General features: G+C 40.3%; 16 protein-coding genes. 3 read left to right on the forward strand and 13 right to left on the reverse strand.

The window, feature by feature from the left end; translation table 11 throughout:
- Positions 1-11 precede the first annotated feature (11 nt).
- The 11 genes from MUS1_RS14005 to MUS1_RS14055 all read right to left on the reverse strand — a co-directional run bounded on the left by MUS1_RS14005 (position 12) and on the right by MUS1_RS14055 (position 18,102).
- Positions 12-1,634 (reverse strand): hypothetical protein, encoded by a 1,623-nt coding sequence (locus MUS1_RS14005; protein ID WP_051436343.1) that lies wholly within the window; start codon positions 1,632-1,634, stop codon positions 12-14.
- Between the two features lie 109 nt (positions 1,635-1,743).
- Positions 1,744-3,057: a 5-methylcytosine restriction system specificity protein McrC gene (locus MUS1_RS14010; RefSeq protein WP_036163551.1), complete on the reverse strand. Its 1,314-nt coding sequence runs from the start codon at positions 3,055-3,057 to the stop codon at positions 1,744-1,746.
- 2 nt (positions 3,058-3,059) lie between these two features.
- The gene (locus MUS1_RS14015; protein ID WP_036163552.1) at positions 3,060-4,901 is read right to left on the reverse strand and encodes an McrB family protein; all 1,842 of its coding nucleotides are present in this window, start codon (positions 4,899-4,901) and stop codon (positions 3,060-3,062) included.
- Positions 4,901-8,434, reverse strand: coding sequence for a BREX-1 system adenine-specific DNA-methyltransferase PglX (pglX, locus tag MUS1_RS14020; RefSeq protein ID WP_036163553.1), 3,534 nt, complete (start codon positions 8,432-8,434; stop codon positions 4,901-4,903). The genes MUS1_RS14015 and pglX overlap by 1 nt, the downstream gene beginning before the upstream one ends.
- Positions 8,435-8,447: 13 nt before the next feature.
- Positions 8,448-9,902: a DNA-processing protein DprA gene (locus tag MUS1_RS14025; protein ID WP_051436345.1), complete on the reverse strand. Its 1,455-nt coding sequence runs from the start codon at positions 9,900-9,902 to the stop codon at positions 8,448-8,450.
- Between the two features lie 2 nt (positions 9,903-9,904).
- Entirely contained in the window at positions 9,905-12,013 is a 2,109-nt protein-coding gene (locus MUS1_RS14030) for a RecQ family ATP-dependent DNA helicase (protein WP_245595820.1), read from the reverse strand.
- 39 nt (positions 12,014-12,052) lie between these two features.
- Positions 12,053-15,793, reverse strand: coding sequence for a BREX system P-loop protein BrxC (gene brxC, locus MUS1_RS14035; RefSeq protein WP_036163554.1), 3,741 nt, complete (start codon positions 15,791-15,793; stop codon positions 12,053-12,055).
- A gap of 10 nt (positions 15,794-15,803) precedes the next feature.
- Positions 15,804-16,382: a DUF1788 domain-containing protein gene (locus tag MUS1_RS14040; RefSeq protein WP_036163555.1), complete on the reverse strand. Its 579-nt coding sequence runs from the start codon at positions 16,380-16,382 to the stop codon at positions 15,804-15,806.
- A complete protein-coding gene (locus MUS1_RS14045) occupies positions 16,379-16,978 on the reverse strand; it encodes a DUF1819 family protein (protein WP_036163556.1) in 600 nt (199 codons plus the stop codon). Before MUS1_RS14045 ends, MUS1_RS14040 begins: the two co-directional genes overlap by 4 nt.
- Before the next feature lie 313 nt (positions 16,979-17,291).
- Positions 17,292-17,822 carry a YqiA/YcfP family alpha/beta fold hydrolase gene (locus MUS1_RS14050; protein ID WP_169731116.1) on the reverse strand — a complete coding sequence of 177 codons (531 nt, stop codon included), beginning with the start codon at positions 17,820-17,822 and terminating at the stop codon, positions 17,292-17,294.
- Between the two features lie 43 nt (positions 17,823-17,865).
- The gene (locus tag MUS1_RS14055) at positions 17,866-18,102 is read right to left on the reverse strand and encodes a helix-turn-helix domain-containing protein (RefSeq protein WP_342665498.1); all 237 of its coding nucleotides are present in this window, start codon (positions 18,100-18,102) and stop codon (positions 17,866-17,868) included.
- Between the two features lie 119 nt (positions 18,103-18,221).
- On the opposite strand from MUS1_RS14055, the gene MUS1_RS14060 reads away from it, so the two are divergent.
- Genes MUS1_RS14060 through MUS1_RS14070 form a run of 3 tightly spaced genes read left to right on the forward strand, consistent with a single transcriptional unit; the run spans position 18,222 to position 20,285 of the window.
- Entirely contained in the window at positions 18,222-18,443 is a 222-nt protein-coding gene (locus MUS1_RS14060) for a hypothetical protein (protein WP_036163558.1), read from the forward strand.
- A gap of 2 nt (positions 18,444-18,445) precedes the next feature.
- Complete coding sequence (locus MUS1_RS14065; protein ID WP_036163560.1) at positions 18,446-19,657, forward strand: site-specific integrase; 1,212 nt, start codon at positions 18,446-18,448, stop codon at positions 19,655-19,657.
- Positions 19,644-20,285 (forward strand): hypothetical protein, encoded by a 642-nt coding sequence (locus MUS1_RS14070; protein WP_036163562.1) that lies wholly within the window; start codon positions 19,644-19,646, stop codon positions 20,283-20,285. The genes MUS1_RS14065 and MUS1_RS14070 overlap by 14 nt, the downstream gene beginning before the upstream one ends.
- Positions 20,286-20,557: 272 nt before the next feature.
- Here MUS1_RS14070 and umuC read toward each other — a convergent pair whose 3' ends face one another.
- Together umuC and umuD are read right to left on the reverse strand one after the other, a co-directional pair.
- Positions 20,558-21,829 carry a translesion error-prone DNA polymerase V subunit UmuC gene (umuC, locus tag MUS1_RS14075; RefSeq protein ID WP_036163564.1) on the reverse strand — a complete coding sequence of 424 codons (1,272 nt, stop codon included), beginning with the start codon at positions 21,827-21,829 and terminating at the stop codon, positions 20,558-20,560.
- On the reverse strand, positions 21,826-22,275 hold the full coding sequence (gene umuD, locus MUS1_RS14080) for a translesion error-prone DNA polymerase V autoproteolytic subunit (protein WP_036163566.1): 450 nt from the start codon (positions 22,273-22,275) through the stop codon (positions 21,826-21,828). Before umuD ends, umuC begins: the two co-directional genes overlap by 4 nt.
- Between the last annotated feature and the right edge of the window lie 739 nt (positions 22,276-23,014).

Genomic DNA, 23,014 nt, shown 5'->3' on the forward strand with positions numbered 1-23,014 from the left:
TTCCAATTTTTCTAAGAGAATTTATTCTCAATTTTCTTACAAATTTTTAGCAAAGATCTACCAATAAACCTACTAGGTCGAGATGCTAGTATCTTGTAACTCATCTCAGCAGTGCCAACCACAGCTTTAGCGGTTCCTTCTATAGCAACGCCTGTACCCTCAAAAATTGCCTCTTCTGCATCACCATTTTTTTCATACTTTTTAACTGCATGATTAATTCCTTCCAGCGAGGCAAAAAAACCTAAGCCTCCCAAGCCAGATATGATGGCATCTACCGTTGTATCACCAACGTCTATTACTGTTCCACCTAAAGCATTTTCTACAGCGTATGAAATGTCATTATTACTAATACCGCTATCTATCGCTCCAGTTGTGGAGGCCACTTCTGACGTAGCAATAACAGGAATATTTTCATCGACATTGAGAATATAAGACTCACTATTAGTCGCTTTTAATTGATACGCCACTCCGTCAATAATAATATCTGTGTCAGGGTTATTAAAATGTTCAAAAAGCTCTCCTCCTGTATCGTTAGCAACTAACTGTTCAAAATAAGCACCTTTTGTTAGTGATACTAACCCTACTAGGCTTTCACTTGATAAAAACAAAGACTCCCACCAAACCTCTGCATCAGTCATCCCCTCAAAATGACTGTTCACACCTCTAAGTGCATCGTAAATGTCACCGGCCACTTGGACATCAGTCCAGGCAGACACAGGTACAGATAAAGCGGAAAACCAGAGAGCTTTTCTTAAAATGCTATTACCTATCAAATCCTCATAAACACAATGCTGTATATAAGAATCTGCATCTTTTTTTGCAGTAAGAATACGACTAAGTGCTCGTTGTTTTATACCATAGAAATGTTTCTCTAAAGTCTTAAAATCATTTTCATAATCAGACTTCAAAGTTTCTAGTAGAGCAGACAATTTACGTATTTCACTTTCTATTTCGTAAAAATCAGGTCCATCACTATATTTAATTTTATTCCACCAAGAAAATTCTTCATAAGCAGCAAGCCATTGAGCGTTCATTTCCTCATAGCGATTTATCAAATATTTTAAAGATGACTCAATCTGAGTTTTAACTTTGAGTAATGGAACATTATTGATATGTGATTGGAGTTGAAGCGTACAATCAGCCATAGCCTCTTCGAACTCATTGTTAAGTGACTCAGTTAATACCTCTCGATATAATTCTAATTTACGTGCAGCTAAGAGAAGGTGATACTGTTCGAATGTGTCTTTGATAAGATGATTTCTATTCATCAAAGAATAAGCTTCTGATATTACTCCATCAATACTTTCTATTGATGTGCTCAACGTAGACTTATTAAGTTTTTCAATTAGTTTTTGATATGCAATAAGATCACTTTTATCTTTCAAAAATTTATTTAATCTGTACAAAGAATAGATAAAAAATGGTAAGATAATAACCATAAAAGCATGAAGAAAAGGATAGGTAAAAGGGTATATTTCAGCCCACCAAATTTGGCTATCTAGATAGAAAGCAGAAAAAACGATCAAGATAAGAGTTAAACACAGTAATAAATCTTTTCTAAGCTGCTCTTGGCAAGATAAAGCGCGTTCATCGATAGAAACTTGTATTGTTTTAGGTAAAGTTATAGCTCCCAATTCACACCTCTTGATTCATAAAAAATTCCATATTTACTTTACTTCGTCCCTCGAACCCAGCATTCAATTAAACGTTTAACAAACTACGTCAACTATATATTAAGCACCTTTAAAAAAAACCTAATTCCTTTACTCTCTGTACCGCTTCACTTTTCACCAGAGGCAAAGAGATAAAATTAATATTCTGCCCTGAATCCAAGATCCAAGGATTATCCCTTTCAACGTCACTTTCAGGCTCGCCTTCATTCCAGTTAGGGTATAGAAGGCTGCCGTTCAGTACCGATGAGAACTTAGATAAATAAGCCGTCATTTGGTAAAGGTCATCTCTTTTTGGACTCATCCAAGGCGCATCACCCAAGCGCTTATATTTAGCATCGGCCACGCCTATAATTTCACTATCCTGTTTTACTAAATAATCGGGTAATAACTTACCCAGCTGTCGCCCGCTATTTAGGCTTTTTAATAAATAACCTTCACTTTCATAGGTACCGTGCGATACGTCTAATGTTGCCGGTGACGCTTCACGTAAAACATTTAATACATAAATTTCCCATAACTCAGCCACATCAAGCAATAAGCTTTGATTGTTACCTCCATCAGGTGACTCTGAAATGCCTTTGCTTTTAAGAATATCCATACTTAAAGCCACTAACGGCTTGTAAGCCTTAGTCACAGAATTAAGGCGAATACGCTTTATGTCATGTGGCTTGGGAATGTCACTATGCCTAGGCGTTACATTAATCATCTTCTGCAAACGCAGGGCTATTGAATCAGGCAACCAGTGCATCAAATTAGTATTTGGAAACCAGCGTTCAATCTCTTGAAATGCCAAAACTACCGCGGTAGTAACCGAATTATGCACCTGCTTAGATTGAGTTAAAGAAGCTACTTGCGGCTGGCCCTTTATGCGATGACCAATGGTGCCTCTAACATCAACTCGTCCTCTCACTATCAAGGATGAATGCTGATCCACCTGCTTTACCGTGGGTAACGCATGTCTCGCCGCTTTCGTTAAATAATTCAACCACAACAAAGCCTGCAGGTAATGAATAAATTTATGGCCTGCAACAAAGCTTGCGTCAATATTCACCGGTATAAAGTTACTCAGCGGAATATTATTCGCCACAAACTCCATGCCAAAGCGCGGATGTATCTCTATTGATACTCCTTCAAAAGTCAGCGAGCCAATATACCGCCCCGTCCACCATCGCCCATGACTATCTGTATATACAATCGGTTCAGAAGCACTCTTCTGCTCTAGCTCTGATAGAGCAAACAACTGCGTATGCGACACTTCATGATGCGATAGTTCACGCAGCCAGCGATCAGCGTTTAAGGACGCAGCCTTACTTCGGCCAAAATATTTAGCGGTAAACGCATTAAACTCAATCACGGAGCAATCTTTGAAAAGAGAATCAATCATGATTAAGGTTTAAAAGACTCACTTAGTTTCGTCATAATGTCACTCTGGGCTTCGCTATCTAAACCCGATAAATACTCACGTAATAAAGGATGTAACGATAAGCGCCATAGCTTTTCTATTGGATCTCTCCATTGTCCTGTTTTCGTAAACAAATAACTAGAAGTGCCATTGGATCGTGGCTGTAAAAACTGCTCTAAAAATTTAACGGCATCTAAAAAGAACACATGACCTAACACAAAATCACGCCCTAGCTCACTTTCATTACTGATGGCTCTATTTAAATTATCAGCAGCACTCACTAATTTATTAAAATCATCTTCAACTCGTTCCCAAGCAAAGCTAGTATTCGGCCATTTAATCGCTTGCCAACGCTCTTTACAGATAGTTGCTAACGCAACACTGTTATAAGTCGCTTCTACCCATAGAAAACGCCTGCGTAACGCAAAATCTAATTGTTCAACAGAGTGATCAATTAAGTTCATTGTTCCGATGATGTACAAATTATCAGGTATATTTAGGCTGACTTCTTGCTCATCATCTGACCCCAATAGCTCGATTGACTCACCTCTATTTTCTAGGGCACTAAAACATTCACCAAATAAGCGACTAAGATCCACACGATTAATCTCATCTAAGATCAATACATGAGGTAAATCAGGTGCCTGCTTCATCTTTTCCAACAGCCTCAATAGATAACCATTGGCATAAACAGTATCGCCACCCTTAATCTGTAAACCGCGAATAAAGTCCTCATAGCTATACGCTGGATGTAACTGAAGCCTATGTATATTTTCACCCAGTGATTTTTTAAGCTTAATCTGACCATCTTGATTCAAAACAGATGCGCCTAAGTCTTTCGCCAAGCGATAGCGTATAGCCTCTCCTGCTAAAAGCTTTGCCGTATAGGTTTTACTGGTACCAGGCGGCCCGTATAAGACGATCTGTTTTTTGTATTCTAATAATTCAGTATCTAAATCAGGAAATAAACCTTCCGATGTAGAGTCCCAAAAAGGCCGCAATTCATCGCTATAAAAATCGGTGGGTATATTATTTCGGATAGTGGCAAGCTTGAGACTAATAACTCGAATTTTTTGATCAAGATTGTTCTCAGCTTGAATAGGCGTATTTTCAGCTTCTAGCAACTCAGGCTCGATAAAATCGTTAAATACCTGACAAATTTTCCACTTCTGTGCAGCACTTATTATTGGCTCGTAGTATGAGGAATAAAACAGGTGCAATAGCACATGACGACACTGAGGTGTTCGGTTTGGCTCCACACCATCAATAAAATTCTGAATTTTCACCAACCCTTCAGGACAAAGAAGTTCTTTTCTATCTTCTTCCGACTTAGAGAACCAATCACAGAAGACAGAAATCAAAAAGAAGATTTCTTTCTGTTTGTTTGTATTAAACCCCATGCCGCCACTACCAATCCCACAATCCTTAAACGCATTGATACTTACTGGAAAATGATCAAGCGTCAGGTTTAACGATCTTGCTAGATTGTTATCAGCAGTAACCAAGGTCTCTAATGCCGATTTTTTTGTTTCCTCTGAAATATTTGATGGAAACACATAATATAAACTCAGAAGATCAGCCATTAAAGGCAGCAGTTTTTGGTGTTGCTCATCTGTTAAATTAGGAATCGTGTTTTGAGCTTCTTGAAGCTGAGCTGAAATTTTATTTAAAAAATTATCATCACCCTTGATTAAGTTATCATTAGTGGCTGTTTTCAAGTTACTAAAGTTTTCTCTATTCCATAAATCACCCACATCGTTTATAGATCCGCCGTTTAGCATTACATCTTTTAATTTATTACTGAAGGTATCTATATTTTCGCGCATTACACTTTCTTCCCATGAATGTCTTTTACGTCAGCCAATAAATCACCAAACTTGCCGTAGTTCACTTTTACGCCGTCGTCTAGGTCTAACGAGATACGCATGTCGGCGAAGTGTTTGAGTTTTTCGTCAAATTCTGTGAGTTCGGTTTGTTGTTTTTGCAGGCGTTTGATTTCTTTTTCCAGCTTTTTAATTTCCGCTGCCGAGCCGCTGGCGAGTTTATCGTCGTCTAGTTTGTTGATGTGGGCGCTGAGTTTGGCGGTGAGTGGTATGACGTATTCGGTTCGCATACGCGCTAGGGTGCTTTCGTTGTAGCGGTGTAAATACACTAAACACTGGAAGGCTTTTTGTTTACCACTGCTAAACAACCAATAGATTGGGCGTTTTTTGTAAGTTTGCATGTGGTCTTTGTAGAATTTATCGCAGAGGTAGCGGCGGATGGTATCGCGGCTGTTTTCAGATTTTTTAGGCGATAAGTTGGCGGCTAAGAAGTCGAGGTTTTCCTCTAAGTGATTGCCTGTTTCTGAACTGGCAGGCCAAGCCACTGAAACAAATTCTTCTACTCGGTTGGCGGCGTCGTCGGCAAACCATTCGGCATCGGTGAGGGGGATAATGCCATCGTCGTCTGCGGGGAAGGTGGTGTATTGGCTAGCATCAAAGCCTTCGTTGCCGCTGTTGGCGTAAATTAAACCCGGTGCATCTAAGCTGTAACGCCCCATCATGCAGCCGATGGCGTAGGAGACCAGATGCTTACAATCTTTTTCGCTGTCAACACGACCAATGGTAATTTGAGAATTGGTGACTTTGTGATCAAGCTCACCTTGCATACCTAATAATTCTATAAAAGCAGAATTATTTTTTTCTTCGAGAGTGCGCATTAACTCAACGGTCTTTTCACCATCACGCTGCCTATCGATCAACGTATCCTTAATTAAGGCATACCGCTTCTCTCCTGAAAGAAGCGGTGACCCCCTGAACTCCCATGAAGTTTCAAAGGAATCCCAGTATTCTTTCGACAATTTAACGCAGTTTCGAACAATTTCTGTAATCCATGCTATTTGATGATGACTTGAATCTAAAGGGAACGGTAAAGTAGAAATATTACCTACTTGGAAATTTAGAGTTGGGTTGAGTTTCTTCACTAAAAATGACACAACGTTTGAAGACAAGAAACCAAGAATAGGGAGTGTCAGCTCTTGATTTTCAGGGAACACAGCGGGACTACCTGAATCGAAAAGCACACCATTTGGCAACAGCCGCACTCCAAAATAGCTACTTGAAAGCTTTGACCAAGTTACTCCTTCTGAAAAGTAATTGGTGCGGCCCTGCAAACCTGAGCTTGAACTCTCTTTTATTTCTTCACCGTCATTTTCCCAATTAATTACATGCTCCAAATTACCATACCAACGGCGATATTCTCCGCCTTTATGGTGAGGCCTCCATTTTTTAGCCTTTATAGAAAAGAAAGAGTTTTTCTCAGCTGAAATTTCAGGCCAAAACCTCAAGAATCTTTGGTTATCCCCTGTTTTAATTCCCTCAGAAATATTGGCTAACTCACCAATTCTTTTACTATTCGAAAGTAGACTAATAGCATCTCTACTTAGACCGAATAAAATTGCTTTTCCTGGTAAATATCTAAAGACGCTAGTTTCTTTTTCGTATCTCTGTGGATGATTTCTATCTTTTATCACTTCCAAAAATTTTTCAGATTGAATATTGGCACCATAAAAAGGAGATAAGTCCACAAAAATGCCTGGGATATTGGTACTAGAATTGCGAAGTACAAATGTACAGATAGGAACATAGGCAGACTCAAAAAAGGCATGATATTCAGGCTGTACCAATGACACAACATCCTTACTTTCACAAATAAGATTTCTGATTCCTTCGAACGATTTTATTGAAAGCCATGTAAATGGTGTCATTAATGAGACCAATGAATATGATCTACCAAATAACATACACCGATGCATGAACATTGAGAAAATATCAGCTTTTGTTTCCGGATAGCTATGGCCGGAAAAAACTTTTATTAAATCATTAAGGTAACCTGCACCAATATACGGAGGGTTGGCTACCACCGCATCATATTGCTCAGCCAGTATTTTAGTTTGCTGCACTAATGGAGATAAATGTTCCAATATCTCCTTGACAAACATATCTTGGCTGTTTGTTTCACTTAGCAGTTTTAGTGCCGGTAGTTTTTCTGCCAATGTTTGCGGCATTTGAATTAACGAGCCAAACGTTGTGGCGTGTTCGAATAAGTCTTTTAGCGCTATCAGGTCTTTTTCATTCAAACCGTATTGTGACAACTCAATGCCATGTACTAAAGTATCAACATCTAAGCTGGTGCTATCGACCATTGCCATCACATTCAGCTTTACACCACGCTCAAATAATCGGCGGTCGTCTTCTCGGCCTTTCATCATTAGGGCAAAGCCTGTTAGTTGGGCGGCACGTTGGTCGATGTCTAAACCAAATAGATTTTTCTCTAATATCAATTGGGCAATATCACGCTGGCGGTAACCGCGCTCTAAGTAGATGGCTTTAAATAAATCGTAGGCTTCTACCAAAATATGGCCCGAACCGCTAGCGGGGTCAATTAAGGTCAGTGCTTCTGGGTTTAACTCGGTGGGTGTGATTTCTTTGAGCTGGGCGTTTACGGCATCGGTTTGCTCGGCAGGCTCGATGTAGTATTCCATTTGCGCTTTTAATGGCGAATCTGGGTAGGTGGCTAACCATTGTGCGCCAAGGGAGTTTTGCACCATGTATTTTACAATCCAGTTGGGGGTAAACAACTGGGTTGCGGCGGGTATGTCTTCGGTTTTGACGACTTTGCCGATGACTTGGTCTTTTTTCTCGGAGATATAAAACTGGTACAGCCAGCCCACTACTTCAATGCTTTCCCAATCGCTTTCGGCGAGATCGGTGATTAAGTCATGAATTAACGAGTCGGTTTTGGTGAGGTTTTCAGGCAGTAGCAGTTCGGTTTCGTCGTCTACACGTTCAAACAAAAACGGCATGGCATTGTGCAGTGCGTGGCACTGAGCGAGTAATAATTCGCGGTACAGTTCTTCGTCTTTGGTGCCGTCGAGTTTTAGCTCTACCACTTTTTCATGGCTTAGGTGGGGCAACTGCCCTGCATCGCCGTCGTTACCGTAAGACAGGTCGGTACATTCTTCTAATATCTGAAAGCCGGTAGGATGTTCTGGGTGCGACAATACACGGCGGCCATGGCCTAGGTAATCGTGCAGTTCCATGTAACGAATGGCGATTAGGCGGTTAAACCAAGAGTACGCGACTTGCTCTATGGTTTGTTCAAAACCTAAACGCTCTACCCGCTCGGCTAAACGCTGAATTCTGGGGGCCATGTTGGCAGGAAACGGTTTGCCATTCACTACACAGACATTACCGTTGATCTGTACAGGATGAATAGTGTCTTTAGTAACGCCGTACTTTTGCGATTGCTTGGTGATGGCGGCAATAAAATCGCGGCGAGCTTTGGGGGCGTATGCTTTTAAGTTTGCTGTGTTCATGTCATCTACCTGATTAAATTTGGCTGTCTTTCTTTATTCGTTTGTAGGCAAGTTTTCTGCCCTGTCGCTTTACTAGTCCTTGCTCATCTAAGGTATTCAGCCATTGTTTGATGATGCTTTCTGTTAATTCTGGATGCGCTGTCGCCAACATTTTTGGTGTGAAAGTAGTATCTGATGGTGATGCTAAAAGCTGCTGATAAAAGGCATCTAGGAAGAGTCCTAATTCGGCCGTCTGTACTGTTGTTTCTTCGGTCAGTTGAACTTGTTCGATATGAGATTCACTGTCTTTCTCGATAGGCTGCTGCTGTTGTGGTGCTGGCTTAACCGCTTCTTTTTGCGCTTCTTTTTTCACAGCTTGCTCTACTAGCGGTAAAGCCACTTCTTTACGCGTCTCTGGCTTCTGTTGAGACTCAGACTCTTCAGAGCTTGAGAATAAGTCCGTAGTAAACATATCTTGAATCATCGGCTCTGCTTGTTTTGAGTCCGACTCTGAAATCGTTGGAGTTTTCAGTAATGAGTTATGAATGATCTCTTCAACATTTATATCGTTGGGTGAGATCGCGATGCCACCTTTTTGAATCAACTGTTGATTGCCTTCTTCGTCAATGTCTCTTACGAGCAGAGGAACCCACTGTTTTTTTAAGTTCTCATTAGCACCAGTCCAAGTTCCACCATCAGTGCCTGACTTAATCACGATGACGCCTTCAGACAGAACATAGATATATTTATTTCTCCCCATAGCAAGCCCAGCTGAAAAACGCGCTTCAGGGTAAGTCGTTGATATAAGCAGTAGGCGCCCTTCTTGTATCGCCTGCCGGTAGTGTTTATTCGTTGCTATTTTTAACAAGGATTCCGCGACTATGCCTATTGCAGTGCCGCCATTTTCTAATGCAGTAATCATTGCTGTTTCATCAACACCTTTTGCTGCACCAGATACAATCATATAGCCTTGGGATACGGCATCACTTACATAGCCCTTTGTCGCTTCTTCGTCATCTTTATCGATTTTTCTTGATCCGACAAAGCCCACACCTTTGTTGTTTAGTAGCTCTTTATTGCCAATGCAATACAAAATAGGCGGCCGCGTATCTTCAAACTGATCTTTGATTACTTTAGGGTACTGGCGGCTTGCTCGGCTGATGATATGCACATTTTGTTGCTGCCACTTTTCTAACGCAAACCCCATACTTGCCGCTCTTCCTAGTAAATCGTTTAAACGCTCAGCTGAAATTGGATTTTTAAAGTCTGATCTTGGATCAACCCATTCACTTAATATTTCTTCTTTTTTGGTCAAAAAATCAGCTGGGGTGTACTTATTACGATGTAACCATAATGCTAAACGTGAGTACTCTGTAGGTGATAATGGCTTAACATTCTTTACCTCATTAGAGTTGAAGTAACTGCAAAGCAAGAGTATTGCTTGTAATACCTTTCCCTCGTTCGGATTATGGTCTGTAAACGTATTCATAATTAACCTTGATTACTGGTTGAGGTGAGCGCGATTGGATATACCTTACCTGACTGTGTTTTTCTTAGTAATGCTGAGACAACAGTGAATGTCCAGCCAGAATCAACAGCGTCATCTAGTAAAAGTACAGGGTCGCTATAAACGATGGAAGGATTAACAGTAAAAGCACCATCTAAATTTTCGCTTCTTCTAAAACTGTTTTCCATCGTTTTTTGAGGTGGCTTTGTATTCGCTATAGTGACGGCATCTGAACAATAAATATCTAATGCCGCGGCTATTTTATAGGCAAAATTTCTCACTAAATTTGGATGTCTTGGTGAAGGTACATAGGTCAGCCAACGAGGCTGCTCATCTGTAGGCATACTTTTGATCATTTGGACCATAGGAGCGATTAATTCATCGCTAAAATGATCCTTTTTCTTTCCATCGGCGACTAAGTCACCCCATACACCATCTTTCCATCGTGATAGTGCTAAACCTTCTTCGTGAATCCAATTAGGATTTTTATAAGGTAACTTATAAATAGGAAAGGCTCCCTGAGCAAGCGCTCCAGATTTAGCAAATGTCTTACGAGGCTTTATTTTTACGTATCGATATTTTAGAAACTCTAGCGCATTTTCAACATCCTCGTTGATTACATCAATCCTTAAAACAGAAGACGGGTCGCAATTAGCACATTTTCCACAATCTTTGGCGAGAGGATCATCTAAAGCTTGAGCTAAGAACTGCATTAGACATCCAGTATGATTGGAATAATTTTGCAGCTGCTCCCATTCACCCGTTTTGATTGCATTGAGTCTTGCTATTCTCTCTTCAGGTAACCGATAGTCAATCGCTGTTCTATAATAGGTGGATTGATCTTTGAAAATCGGTGAAGGTTCTTCTGTCGACAAAAACTTTAAAACTTTTGCAATATTTCCAGATGATAAATTAGTATATCGCTCTATTTCAGACACTTTTAGCCCTTCATGAACGGCTATAGCATCCAGTAAATCATCAATCTCTTCTTGTGTTGGAAACGCCCTCTCAATGAAAAAGCTTTGAATGCGTTCATCTTCTTCGCCTTGCATCATAATGCCATAAGCATTGTCGATACCACGTCCAGCTCGACCAACTTGTTGATAATACTCCACAACATTGCCAGGTGCTTGAAAGTGTATGACAAAACTAAGATCGGGCTTATCAAACCCCATCCCAAGCGCAGATGTCGATACAAGCGCTTTTAGTTCATTTTTGATCAATGCTTTTTCATAATAAATTCTGTCGGTGACATGACTGTCGCCTGAATAAGCGTGGGCGTTAATAGAATGCTTTTGAAGCCAGTCAGCCACAAGCTCACAATCTCTGATGGTTTTACAATAAATGATGCCCGTACCGTGAATTTTTCTTACTGCTTCCAACAACCAAACTAGACGCTGAGGCTTAGGCATAAGCGCCACGTTTTGTAATCGCAAGGCCTCACGTGTTAAGCCACCTCGGCTAATTATAATGCTGTCACCAAGCTGACTCTGAATATCGCTCACAACTCTATTGTTTGCCGTTGCGGTTGTAGCTAAAACTGGCAGGTTTTTGGGCATCGCATTTAAGATACGAACAATTCGACGATAGTCCGGCCTAAAGTCATGTCCCCAGTCTGAAATACAATGAGCTTCATCCACAACAAATAATGAGATTCTCGAAAGCACTTTACTTAACGTGTTTTGCACAAAGTCGTCATTGGCTAACTGCTCAGGTGCAATAATAATAGCATCCGCTTGACCAGTAGTTATCTTTCGCTCATTCGCTTCGCGCTCATACTGATTTAGTGATGAGTTCACTGTGGCGACTTGCAAGCCCAATCGAGAGGCGCTTTCAATTTGGTTTCGCATTAATGCAATGAGTGGGGAAATAATGATGCTAGAACCTTTTCCTTGATCACGCATTATTTTAGTGGCTATAAAATACACTGCGGACTTACCCCAACCAGTCTTTCGAACAACAAGCATCTGCCTATTATTCACTACTAATTCCACGATGGCTTCTAGTTGTCCATCGTGAAACATTGCTGATTGGGCTCCTGTCATTTCTCGGAGATATTTAAGGGCTTGTTGCTCTATATTGATTACATCCATTCCTAAACTCCTTTTTATAACTTCCTAAGTACCTGCCGTTTATTTAATACGAACCCTTGCACCTTCTCTAATAGCTACATCCAGCTGTTTTTTAAGTTCGTTAATAAATTGTTCGGCCTGCTCTGGTGTTTCAATATAGGCGCTACTAAGAACAGCGTCATAGACTTGTGTAATAGAGACTTCAGTGACCTTTTTAGGTTTCACTAAGGGCGCTGGGGCCGCCATAGCCGGTGCCGACGTCGGCTCTTGTCGATTCAGTACCGCTGGCTTTTCATTGATGCCTTGCACTGACGAAGAGGCTGCCGCTGCTTGTTCTATTTTAGATTGCTCTACTTTAGATTGTTCGCTTAATGCTAGCGCTTGCTCTGACGCGAGCCGTCTTTGTTGTTCTTTGATGATTTCATTATGAAGCAGCTCAAGACCGTCGTCTAAATGCTCATCGGCCGTTTGTGTTTGCAGCATGAAAATTTGAGGAATGCTGCTTTGAGTCTGTAAGTCATCTTTTACTTGTTGCAAGGGACGCAATAACCGATTACTGAGATCTGGCGTCTCAATACCAGAGTGTTTTAGCTCTTGCTGGAGTTGCATTATTTTGTGATCAATACGCTCCAGTGCATGAGTACGCTTTGCTTCTACTTCGGCATCGTTCACTTTTCTGACGGTATCAATTAACCCTGTCACTTTACTAAGCAGATTATAAGGTGCGTCACTGTCTCGAATGCGCTTTAGTTCTGACAGAGCGGCAGCGGCTTTGCCGTCTTTATCAAGAATTTGTTTATTTCTATCGAAGTGGCTTATCGCTGTCTTGAGTTGCTGCCAGATGGTTAATTGATTCGAGAAGAACTCGTGGACATCACGGTAGTCTTCTTCCAAATCAAGATAGTCATTTTTGTTGGTAACAATCTGCTTGAAAAAGTCGAAACTGTCGTCGTGATCAAGCAGTCTTTGCAGCGTCATTAACGATTGTTCAATGGTTTTACGGCCTGGAAAGCCACCAAGGTCGGTTTTGCTTTGGTAGCTGCTTAGGTGTTGTACCCATTCGTTGATCTCTTGAGTGTAAAATTCAAAAAGCTCTTTTTCACCCGCTGGCCCCATGGATGAAAACAGGTCCTTGGTTAAATTTCTGGCCTGTTTTAAAACGTTTTCATCTGTCTGACGTTTCTTGATAATGGTTAATTCACGGCGTTTACGTGAATTAGAAAGAGGCTCAAATGCGTCTTTGTTGGCGAGTGTGCCACCACTTAACTGAAAGGTAATGTGATTAGACGCAGCTAAACGAGCCAGAATAAGCAGGATTTCGTTGTCCGACCAACCAAATGGGCGTTTACTGAATCGCTCAACTATATCGGACACCAGAATTCGATCATTGCCGCTGGCTTTTAAGTTAATGTATTGCTGCATTTCAGTGACGGCTTGAGGATTGCCCTCCGCGCCATCTAATGACAAGCCCATTTGAGCGATATCATCTACCGTCAGTACGGCATTTAATTCTCTTAGGGGGTCTGTCTGCAACACTTTCAAGTAAGATAATTTGTTAAAGGTGTTTTCTAATAGATATAGGAAGCTCTCGTCTAACCGTGTCGCCACGCTGCCTTTACTAACAGCAAGATGCTGACCAAGGCAATAGACCTCTGCCCTAAGTATTAAGTCTTCTATGTTCACTTTAAGACGTGTTCTACGGTCTTGGTTCTCGCGCCCTCGCTCGGCTAAAATTCGAGTCGCATCTTGTTGGCTACTGTCGTTATTTAAGCGAATGAATTTATTGGTTCTGAGCCAAGTGCCAATTTCAGTGAAAAAGGCACGATCGTCAGGAAGCTTAACAATAATAGAACCCGTTCCATCCGCACTACGATTGATACAGGCGGCTTCAGTATACAAACTATAATCTGGATCTAACGGTGACAACACTTCAATTTTTAAATCTGCTTCGTAGCGACCATCAAGCGTATGACCATCTAAAAAACGACCGATGCCATAATCTTGTTTGTTTATTGGGTAACGAAATTTGTTTTTATCGACCAATAGCTCTTTGTAAATAAGGTCTGTAAGCGCTTTGGTTTCTTCCGACGTTGAAATGTCGGTTGCTCTTATTTTTCGTGTGATATCACGCTCTTCATTGGTTAAGAACAAATACTCATTACCATTGAGCGTAATAAGGCATTGTTTTTCCAACCGTTGAAGGCTTTCTTCTACTTGTTTACGAAGAATGACTTTATCTTCGTCTATGGTGCTTAAGGACAGCGTGATCACGTTGTCTATCGTGCCCTTCACCAAGTCGACATACCGAATCATAAAGAGCGTTTTTAACAGACATATATCAAACTTGTCATAAATAGAGTTTGTAGCGGCGTTATCAATGGCTTGCTTTACCGCTGGCTCTAAAAACGACTCAACTGATCGATAAAAATAATGCATGGGCACCAATGCCCCCACTTCCAAGTCTTTAAGCTGTAAAGCGGCGACCTGAAAGGAGTCAAGCATTGAACGAGATGCGTTGGATAACGCCGCACCCGTCGCCCCGACTTTTCGAATTTCAGTAAAAACGTTTTGAAGTAACCGAAATTGATAAGGAGGATACGGATAGCACTGGGCAAAATCGCTTTCACTTTCAAACGATCGCAACGTTGGTCCGGTACTATCAAAGATAATTTGATTCTTTAAAATACTGCCGTCTTTGGCAAAAATGGCTTTTAGCTCGGCTTCCGCTTCGGGGGTTTTACGCAGCAAACGCTGTTCTATAACTTCGTCAACGTTGGCACCGGACAAGGAAAGACGAGTACTAAAACGTGCGGCAATTTTAGAAAACGTATCGGATTCAGCACTCGATAACTCACCTAATGTCACGTCCATATCCGCTTGGGCAGTAACAATAATCCAAGCACGACCTTTACAGATAGTTCCCAAGTTTTCGGCAAGGGTTTGTAGCTTAAGCATTCTGTCCGTGTTTTTACCGATAAACTGGCCAATCTCATCAACTAAAAACAAAATACGCTTGTTTGGGTCTGGGTGTTTGTCTAAATACTCTTTTACCCATTGGCAAAAGCGCTCGGCGTTAACATCAAATGTTTCTTCGGATTCTTCAAACCACTTTTCGGCATCGCTCTCAGATATGTTTAAGGCGGTGGCCAATGACTTTTGAATGTCTTCTTGGAAAAAATGATAAGCATCTCGCTCGTCTTCCCAATTGGAACCACTGTGTTCAGCAAACGCTTGTGTAAATGCACCCAAAACACCTTTGTTTTTTAAGTAGCGCTCTAGATGTGCAATATGCGGATGGTCACTACTAAACCCTTCAAATTCATTAAACACACGAAGAAATACATCAAGAATAGGGTTTGAATCATCACGAGAACCGGATTTGCTGTCTATGTTAAACAAGATAACATCAGAGCTATTTTGAGCCGCTTTTATAATGTTTGCACTGATCGTGGCGTCATGAATTTTGCTTTCATCAAAAAAATCAGCAGCGCGCTTTGTTTCACCTGTTGGTGACGTTGTTTCAACATTGGCTAACAGATATGAAAGTATTTTCAAAAAATGCGACTTACCCGACCCAAAGAATCCAGATATCCAGACACCTATTTTGTCTTCAAGGGATTTATCATTAAGAGAAGTAGAAAATACCTCAAAAAAATCTCTGAAATGCGTATCTAGCTCTTTGGTAACAACATACTCGTCTAGCTCTACATAGACGGTACTGTTGTCATTTTGATCGGCTTTTACGACACCATTAATGGATCGTTCAATGTCTTTATAAAAAATATCTTTTACAGCTGTCATAGTGATGTCCTTATTCGCTCAGTAATTTGAACGCACGGTAATAGTTATTCGACTGAATTCGATTGAAAAGAGTAAGATCTTTGCCGGTGTACTGACCAGGGTAAAATAGTACGAGAGGAACATGTCCTAAATCAGCGTGTAAGCTGTTCAGTAAGTTATGGGCTCTAAGCAAGGGCCAAACAGAACCGACTCCTGAAAAGAGCACAAGATCTTGGCTCTGGATATTGTGATGCTCTAGCAGAAAAGGAACGAATTTATCCATGTGTAATGGGCCCTTTAACGCCTTAAGTAAAGCAGCATCCCCTTTCTTTTTTTGCAGGTCAAATGCTCGCTCTAATAGATCCCTGTCTTTTAAGTAAGCAATCATATCTTCCAAAAGATTGATGTGTACCACCTTAAGCTGGCTATGCTTACTTGATAACATACCATCTAGAAAAGCTAAGTAGTCTCTCACTTGAAGTTCGTACTCAGGAGCATAATCAAAGATCCAAAAGCACAAATCACCACCTAACCCTTTCTTATTTAAAAAGTCGTCAGACAATATAATGTCAGGTATTTTGTTCAACCGTCGTTGTAATGTTTCGTTCATAACCGAATATCCATACTCGCCAATAAGCGTTTTCTAAATGTATTTTCAAGCATGTCTTTGAGTTCAGGTCGAATCAGGACATTCTGTAATTTCTTTGAACGTGCGCACTCAAGGTAGTCTGCTTCAGATAAGATACGAAAAACAACAGTCCCCATTTTTTGCTTAGTAGAGGCTTTCCAACTCATTATATTTGGATCTTTGTTACCACACTCGTCCAAAAAATCTAGCCACTGGTATGGCTTAAGAGCATTCAAATGCGCGTTATACGCATCTTTAACGACGCGCTCCATGAATTCTAATAACAGTAAATTACGCTCAAGTACGGAGACAAAGCAGACTTGAGTTGCTAATTCCTCATCACCATCTCTGAGTGCCTGCCAAAATTCTGGTTCTAACCGCTCCAGCCTTGAACGTATTGCCTTCGAATATCGTTTAGCCGTAGACGTTGTCCGTTTCTGTAATTCGTTATTGTCTTGAATTCTTTGCTTCCATTCATTTTCGGTTGCCTTTTTTAACAACAAATCGGCAACAATGCGACTTTCACGGACCATGAGTGAACCGCCATTAAGGTCGCTTTTATAGGAAAATGTGTTCATTGTTCTCCACCAAAAAGGTACGGGCTTAATTTTTTACGATCTGCTTCTTTGAGCTGTACAAGGTGTTTGCTTACATCATTTTTTCATCGTCTATAATCGCCGCTTGAAAGCAAGACAGAAAGTCGGACAGAAAGTCGGACAGCATGAGTAATCAGAGATCGCTATGATTGTTACTGTACTTTTTTCCTAAAATTAGTTACTTCGTTATTATATAACCATTACAACATCGATATTTATATACCTTTAAGGTTCTTTTGGTCAGGACGTTGGCGACTTAATAATCTCAGTGCTCTCCAAAACCCAACACTACAGACTATATATTGGCGTACTGCTGAATGGCGACTAAAGACTCATTGATGTGATCAAATCGGTGCGATCCACCCTCGAATATCAATGTCTGTGTATCAGGTAATAATCGCACGGTTTCTCTGTAATCAATAAGCTCATCCCCCTTATCCAGTAAAAGAAGTCCATGCTGATTTTTCAACGCCATTTGGTCATATTCTTCCACTGTAGTTTTTTCTAAGTGGTATGACCTACCATAGTAATCAACACCATCGCCAATGTACTTACTCAGAGTAGTTCTGGGGTTCATCGCTGGGTTGATCATGACATAAGGAAGGCCAACCATCAGACCTACTTCGGCGGAGAAATACCCACCCATTGACGTACCGACTAATAATTCAATGTGCTTTTGGATGATAACATCTCTTAATTGCTGAGTAATAACCGACCTACGATCGGTGTAGTCAATGTCTATTCCATGCACAAACCCAAGAGACGACAGACTTTCTACCTTATCCGATTGAGGCTTAAACTTTGAACCAAATCCGTGGATGTACAAAATATTCATTTGCGGCTCCTTCGCTTTTTAAACAATCAGATGATTATTCATCAGGTATGAATTCCACTAAGTCATCAACCTCACATGAAAAGTATTGGCATAGATTATTAACGTTATCAGTCACTGTGTTGTAACCCTTCTGATTAGCCATTTTAGATATCGTGACTCGACTAACACCTGTCTTTTCAGCTACCTCTCCAATGGTAATCCTTCTGTTTTCATCAAACGACTTCTTTGAAAGTAGCTCTTTAATCTTGAATCTAAGCAAACCCAGCACCACTCTTTTGTTAAATATATTTTACAAAAAGACATTGACATACATTAATCGGTATTTTAGTATTCAAATATTGTTAAATTTATTTAACAAATAAACCTAACAGATACCAAAAGGATAATGATATGAGCACATACCTTACCACAGAACAACTTTCAGATAGAATTCATTATAACTCAAGAACCATACGAAACGAATTAGTTGACTCCTGTCTATTTGAAGGACGCCACTACGTACGACCTTTTAACCGTCGCAAAATTCTCTTCATTTGGGAAACCATTGAGACAGATATGCTTGCACAGTCAGAAGACACCATCGCCCTAGCATACAACACAGAGGAGGTATAACCATGGCCAGTGTCAGCGTTCGAAAAGAAACAAATACCTTGTATTTAGATTTCCGTTATATGGGGAAACGTTGTCGTGAACAAACCAGTTTCAAAGCAACAATTGCTAATAAGCGTAAAATGGAAAAGCTACTCACTACGATTGAAGCAGAAATTATGGCAGGTACATTTCGCTACGTTAAACATTTTCCAGAGAGCCGTTTAGCTAAGAATTTTAGCGATAATGAATTAGAGCTTCACCAGCCAGAAGAATGGTCAGAGCGTCAAAACCAAGTCTATGTCCCAACATTTAAAGAATTTATCCATTCTTGGTTTGAGTACCAAAAAATAGCATGGCGTAAGTCCCACATAGCAAATATTGAAAGCATGATCAATAAACACTTCTTGCCATACTTCGGTGAAATGGAGATCAACAACATCACTCGTAATGACATTCTAAAATTTCGTTCAGTCCTCGCCAAAGTACCGGGACGAAATGGTAGAACCAGTATCACTAATAATCGCATTAATAAGATCATGGATCCGTTAAAGCGCATATTTGAGGATGCTGCTGAAGAATTTAACTTTATCACACCCTATATTCGCATCAAACCATTGAAAATAATCAAATCTGATGTTCAGCCGTTCACTATTAAAGAAGTAAATAGGCTACTAGAGTCCGTTCGTGATGACTATAAAGATTACTTCTTGATACGCTTTTTTACTGGCATGAGAACTGGAGAAGTAGACGGATTAAAGTGGCGATATGTGGACTTCAACAAAAGAATTATCAAAGTCAGAGAAACAATCGTCGGTGGTGAAGAAGACATTACGAAAACAGATTCTTCCATTCGAGACATTCAAATGAGTCAGCCAGTTTACGACGCATTTCTAAGACAAAAAGCACACACAGCTCGTTTCGGAAAATTCGTTTTTTGCAATCGCGAGGGCAAAGCACTAAACCACAACAATGTAACAAAGCGTGTTTGGTATCCTCTCCTAGCTAAATTAAGACTAGAGAAAAGGCGTCCGTACCAAACGAGACACACAGCCGCAACATTATGGCTTGCTGCTGGCGAATCCCCTGAATGGATAGCACATCAGATGGGACATTCAAATACTGAGATGCTATTTCGTGTTTACTCTCGATATGTGCCAAATCTTACCCGAATGGATGGCAGTGCAATGGATAAACTACTTGATCATAACCTGGAGATTCGATATGCAGCATACTAACCCAAAATCAGCAATCCAACCTAAACTCGAAGCTGTTGAAAATTTTGTACGCTTCAAAGGGTGTTATTTTTTAACTCAAGTTAAAAACGTGCTATCCAATAACACTACAATGGAAAGAGTTGCCGTCTTTCAGGAAATTGATGGTACTGACCAGTTAAACGTTAGACTTTTAGGTAACCACTTTCTTTGTTTAGAAAAGTATATAAACGATTATGTCGACATTGAGGTAGCAATAAAACGCTATAAACGAGGTCACTTCTTTTATCTAGCTTGGTATGAACCAGTTATAAGAAAGCCGAATATGCAACCATTAGCATATATATTAGAGGAAATAGCGAAAGAGGACATAAAAAATATCACGCTAAAGATAGAGAATCAGGTATCTCATATAAATACAGGCAAGCTAAGAAAGCTTTGTATGGCAATGATAAAATCATATGAATACTCACTAGCTGAACTAAAAAAAATCATCAGAGTACAACCTGAATTGAGCGACTTAGATTTCTTTTTGACACTCGTTGAAATTAGGTTCTCTAAAGATGATATCGGAGTTATGGGGAAATTTATAATTTCTTTAAAAGATAAAACAATATACAACGCTTGGGAGAATAAAAATCTAGGTATTTGAGACTAAAACATCAATAAGTATTCTCAAAACAAGTGTACCTATTGAACATTATCAACCTTAAACAGTGACACTTCAAACAAGAAGCGTCACTGTTTTTTTAGGGTCTTTTCTCTTAAAGCCATCATTATCACCTTAAGCTATTGTAGACTTTTTCATTAATGACCTGATGTAATGATATTTAGGAGATTTATCACTCATTGAGTATTTATCAATAAATAATTGCCGTTTGATGCTTCTAACTCATACTTCATTTCTATTTTCTACACTTTGAATCAGAAAATCTTTGGAATTTCCTCCCACCTAGTCGTGTACGCTGGTGAGAGATGTTCACGTTTCATTGACCATTGCGGTGACACACCTTGAGATGCAAAAAAGACGTTTCCAAGTCCACTGTGGTTGATTTGATCCACAACTGCCATTAATGCTTTTGAGTTAACTTTATTAGCTGAAGGCCTAAATAAATCTTCTTGAAAAGTGCCGTACTCATAGAAGTCGGCCAGCATCACGCCAGCCTTGGCGTAACGGTATCCTGCTTTATAAATCCGATTGAACATTACGTTAATAACTTCTAATAAGTCGCGGGTGTCATCAGTTGGATTGGGAAGCTCTACAGAAAGGCTTTGTGAGTAATGTGGTTCATTTGGAATAAAAGGACTGGTGCGAATAAATACGCTCACCACACGACAAAGACGTTTTTCTCTTCTTAACTTTTCAGCTGCACGAGTGGTGTATTTAGCGATAGCTTCTCGTAATTGCTGCTTATCTGTCACTTTATAGCCAAATGATCTGCTGCAAATAATCTGTTGTTTGGTTGGCGTTACTAGTTCCAAGTCCAAACACGACACACCGTTCAATTCACGCACTGTTCGCTCAAGTACAACTGAGAATTCACTTCGTATATCTTTCGGGCTTGTATTCGCTAAGTCAAGCGCAGTATGAACCCCCCTCGCCTTTAGTTTTTCTGTAGTTCGACGGCCAACACCCCAAACATCACCGACATCAACTAAGGCCATCAAACGTTTTTGTCTATCTGGCGCCATCAAATCAACCACACCACCTGTCGCGGGGTACTTCTTCGCGGCATGATTCGCTAACTTTGCCAGTGTCTTCGTTGGCGCGATGCCAACACCTACCGTAATGCCCGTCCATTGATCGACCTTAGCTTTTACTCGTTTACCAAACGCAAGCAGATCCATCACATGATCAACACCGGTTAAATCCATAAAAGCCTCATCGATAGAATATACCTCTAGTTGCGGTGCTTCTTCTTCCAAAATCGTCATAACACGATTAGATAAATCTGCGTATAGCGCATAGTTCGATGAAAAACACACAATACCATGTTGCTTTATCTCGTCCTGAATTTGAAATAACGGCACGCCCATCTTAATACCTAGGGCTTTTACTTCTTTGGAACGTGCGACAATACAGCCATCATTATTCGACAAAACTGCAACAGGCGTGTTTTTTAAATCTGGTCGGAATAACTTCTCGCAACTCGCGTAGAAATTATTGCAATCGACCAAAGCAAAAACAGCTCTCATCCACCGCGCTCGTACTTACGAACTACACCAGTGACCACCCCGAAAATATCCAACTCGGACTCTTCAGTAATATGAATAGCCTTGTAGGCTTTATTCTTCGGACGAAGCAGTACGTTGGGAGTTAGCTCCAGCATTTTCACCGTCATTTCTCCATGGATACAGGCAATCACAATATCCCCATGACGCGCGGTTAACGAACGATCTACGACCAACACATCATTTGAATAAATACCCACACCAATCATAGAATCACCCAGAGCGCGCACATAAAAGGTCGCGCTTGGATGAGCCACACAGAACTCATTTAAGTCTAAGGACTTTTCAACAAAGTCTTGAGCAGGCGAAGGAAAACCCGCCGATACCGAATCCACATACAAAGGGATTCGCACACTATTGGCCGCGATAAACATCGCTGACTCGGACACACCAAGATACGTCACACGCATGATTAACACCACTATACTGTATATTTATACAGTATAGTTTCAAATTGCAAAAATGACCAAGTGATTTTTTGTAAGAGACAGCTTTTCAGATTTTAAGTTATGAAATTGAGTAGAAGCACCATCCTCGAATCAATCTAAGTTCAACCCTATAACGTCCAGAGTAAAAGCTTGAAAGAGCGGATACCTAACTTAAATAGATAAAGCCTGAGTGACTATACTCTAGTGAGAGGTTAGCCCTCCAAAATACTGACACCATTACTAAAATTGACAACCCCTACCCAACGCTATTGGCAGAGAACTCTTTAATTAGTCAGAACTTTAGAGTTAATGAGTCCAAATGAACGGATACGCAAAAAGATTACATGAGATTAATTTAGAAGAAAGAGAACAAGAGCCTTTATATATTTCATGTTAGACAACCTGGTCACAAGAGCTCTATGCAAATATTCTGGCTGACAGATTTACATCAACCCAAATTATCATTGAAATACAAAAAGTTAGAGAAATATAAAAATCTGAAATAAAGACTAATTAAATCAATTAATAGTTTTTTTGGTCTCACAATAATGTGACCACGTGATTAGCGATACCTCATAATACCGAGACTACCTCTAAGCTCACAGCTTCCTCATTTAATGTCAATTAAAGTCAAAAACTGACAATTTATTTGCAAATGTTTTTAGGTGAAAATAAACGTTTTGGTCACAGTTTGGTCACAGATTCGCCACATTGAATTTTA

Origin of the sequence: Marinomonas ushuaiensis DSM 15871 (assembly GCF_000521805.1) — a bacterium.
In the GTDB taxonomy this organism is placed as follows: Bacteria; Pseudomonadota; Gammaproteobacteria; order Pseudomonadales; family Marinomonadaceae; genus Marinomonas; species Marinomonas ushuaiensis.

Coding starts and splice junctions, on each gene's coding strand:
- MUS1_RS14065 (WP_036163560.1), top strand. CDS start 18,446: ATGGCCAGTGTCAGCGTTCGAAAAGAAACAAATACCTTGTATTTAGAT.
- MUS1_RS14045 (WP_036163556.1), bottom strand. CDS start 16,978: ATGAACACATTTTCCTATAAAAGCGACCTTAATGGCGGTTCACTCATG.
- umuD (WP_036163566.1), bottom strand. CDS start 22,275: ATGCGTGTGACGTATCTTGGTGTGTCCGAGTCAGCGATGTTTATCGCG.
- brxC (WP_036163554.1), bottom strand. CDS start 15,793: ATGACAGCTGTAAAAGATATTTTTTATAAAGACATTGAACGATCCATT.
- MUS1_RS14010 (WP_036163551.1), bottom strand. CDS start 3,057: ATGATTGATTCTCTTTTCAAAGATTGCTCCGTGATTGAGTTTAATGCG.
- MUS1_RS14070 (WP_036163562.1), top strand. CDS start 19,644: ATGCAGCATACTAACCCAAAATCAGCAATCCAACCTAAACTCGAAGCT.
- pglX (WP_036163553.1), bottom strand. CDS start 8,434: ATGAACACAGCAAACTTAAAAGCATACGCCCCCAAAGCTCGCCGCGAT.
- MUS1_RS14015 (WP_036163552.1), bottom strand. CDS start 4,901: ATGCGCGAAAATATAGATACCTTCAGTAATAAATTAAAAGATGTAATG.
- umuC (WP_036163564.1), bottom strand. CDS start 21,829: ATGAGAGCTGTTTTTGCTTTGGTCGATTGCAATAATTTCTACGCGAGT.
- MUS1_RS14060 (WP_036163558.1), top strand. CDS start 18,222: ATGAGCACATACCTTACCACAGAACAACTTTCAGATAGAATTCATTAT.
- MUS1_RS14025 (WP_051436345.1), bottom strand. CDS start 9,902: ATGAATACGTTTACAGACCATAATCCGAACGAGGGAAAGGTATTACAA.
- MUS1_RS14030 (WP_245595820.1), bottom strand. CDS start 12,013: ATGGATGTAATCAATATAGAGCAACAAGCCCTTAAATATCTCCGAGAA.
- MUS1_RS14040 (WP_036163555.1), bottom strand. CDS start 16,382: ATGAACGAAACATTACAACGACGGTTGAACAAAATACCTGACATTATA.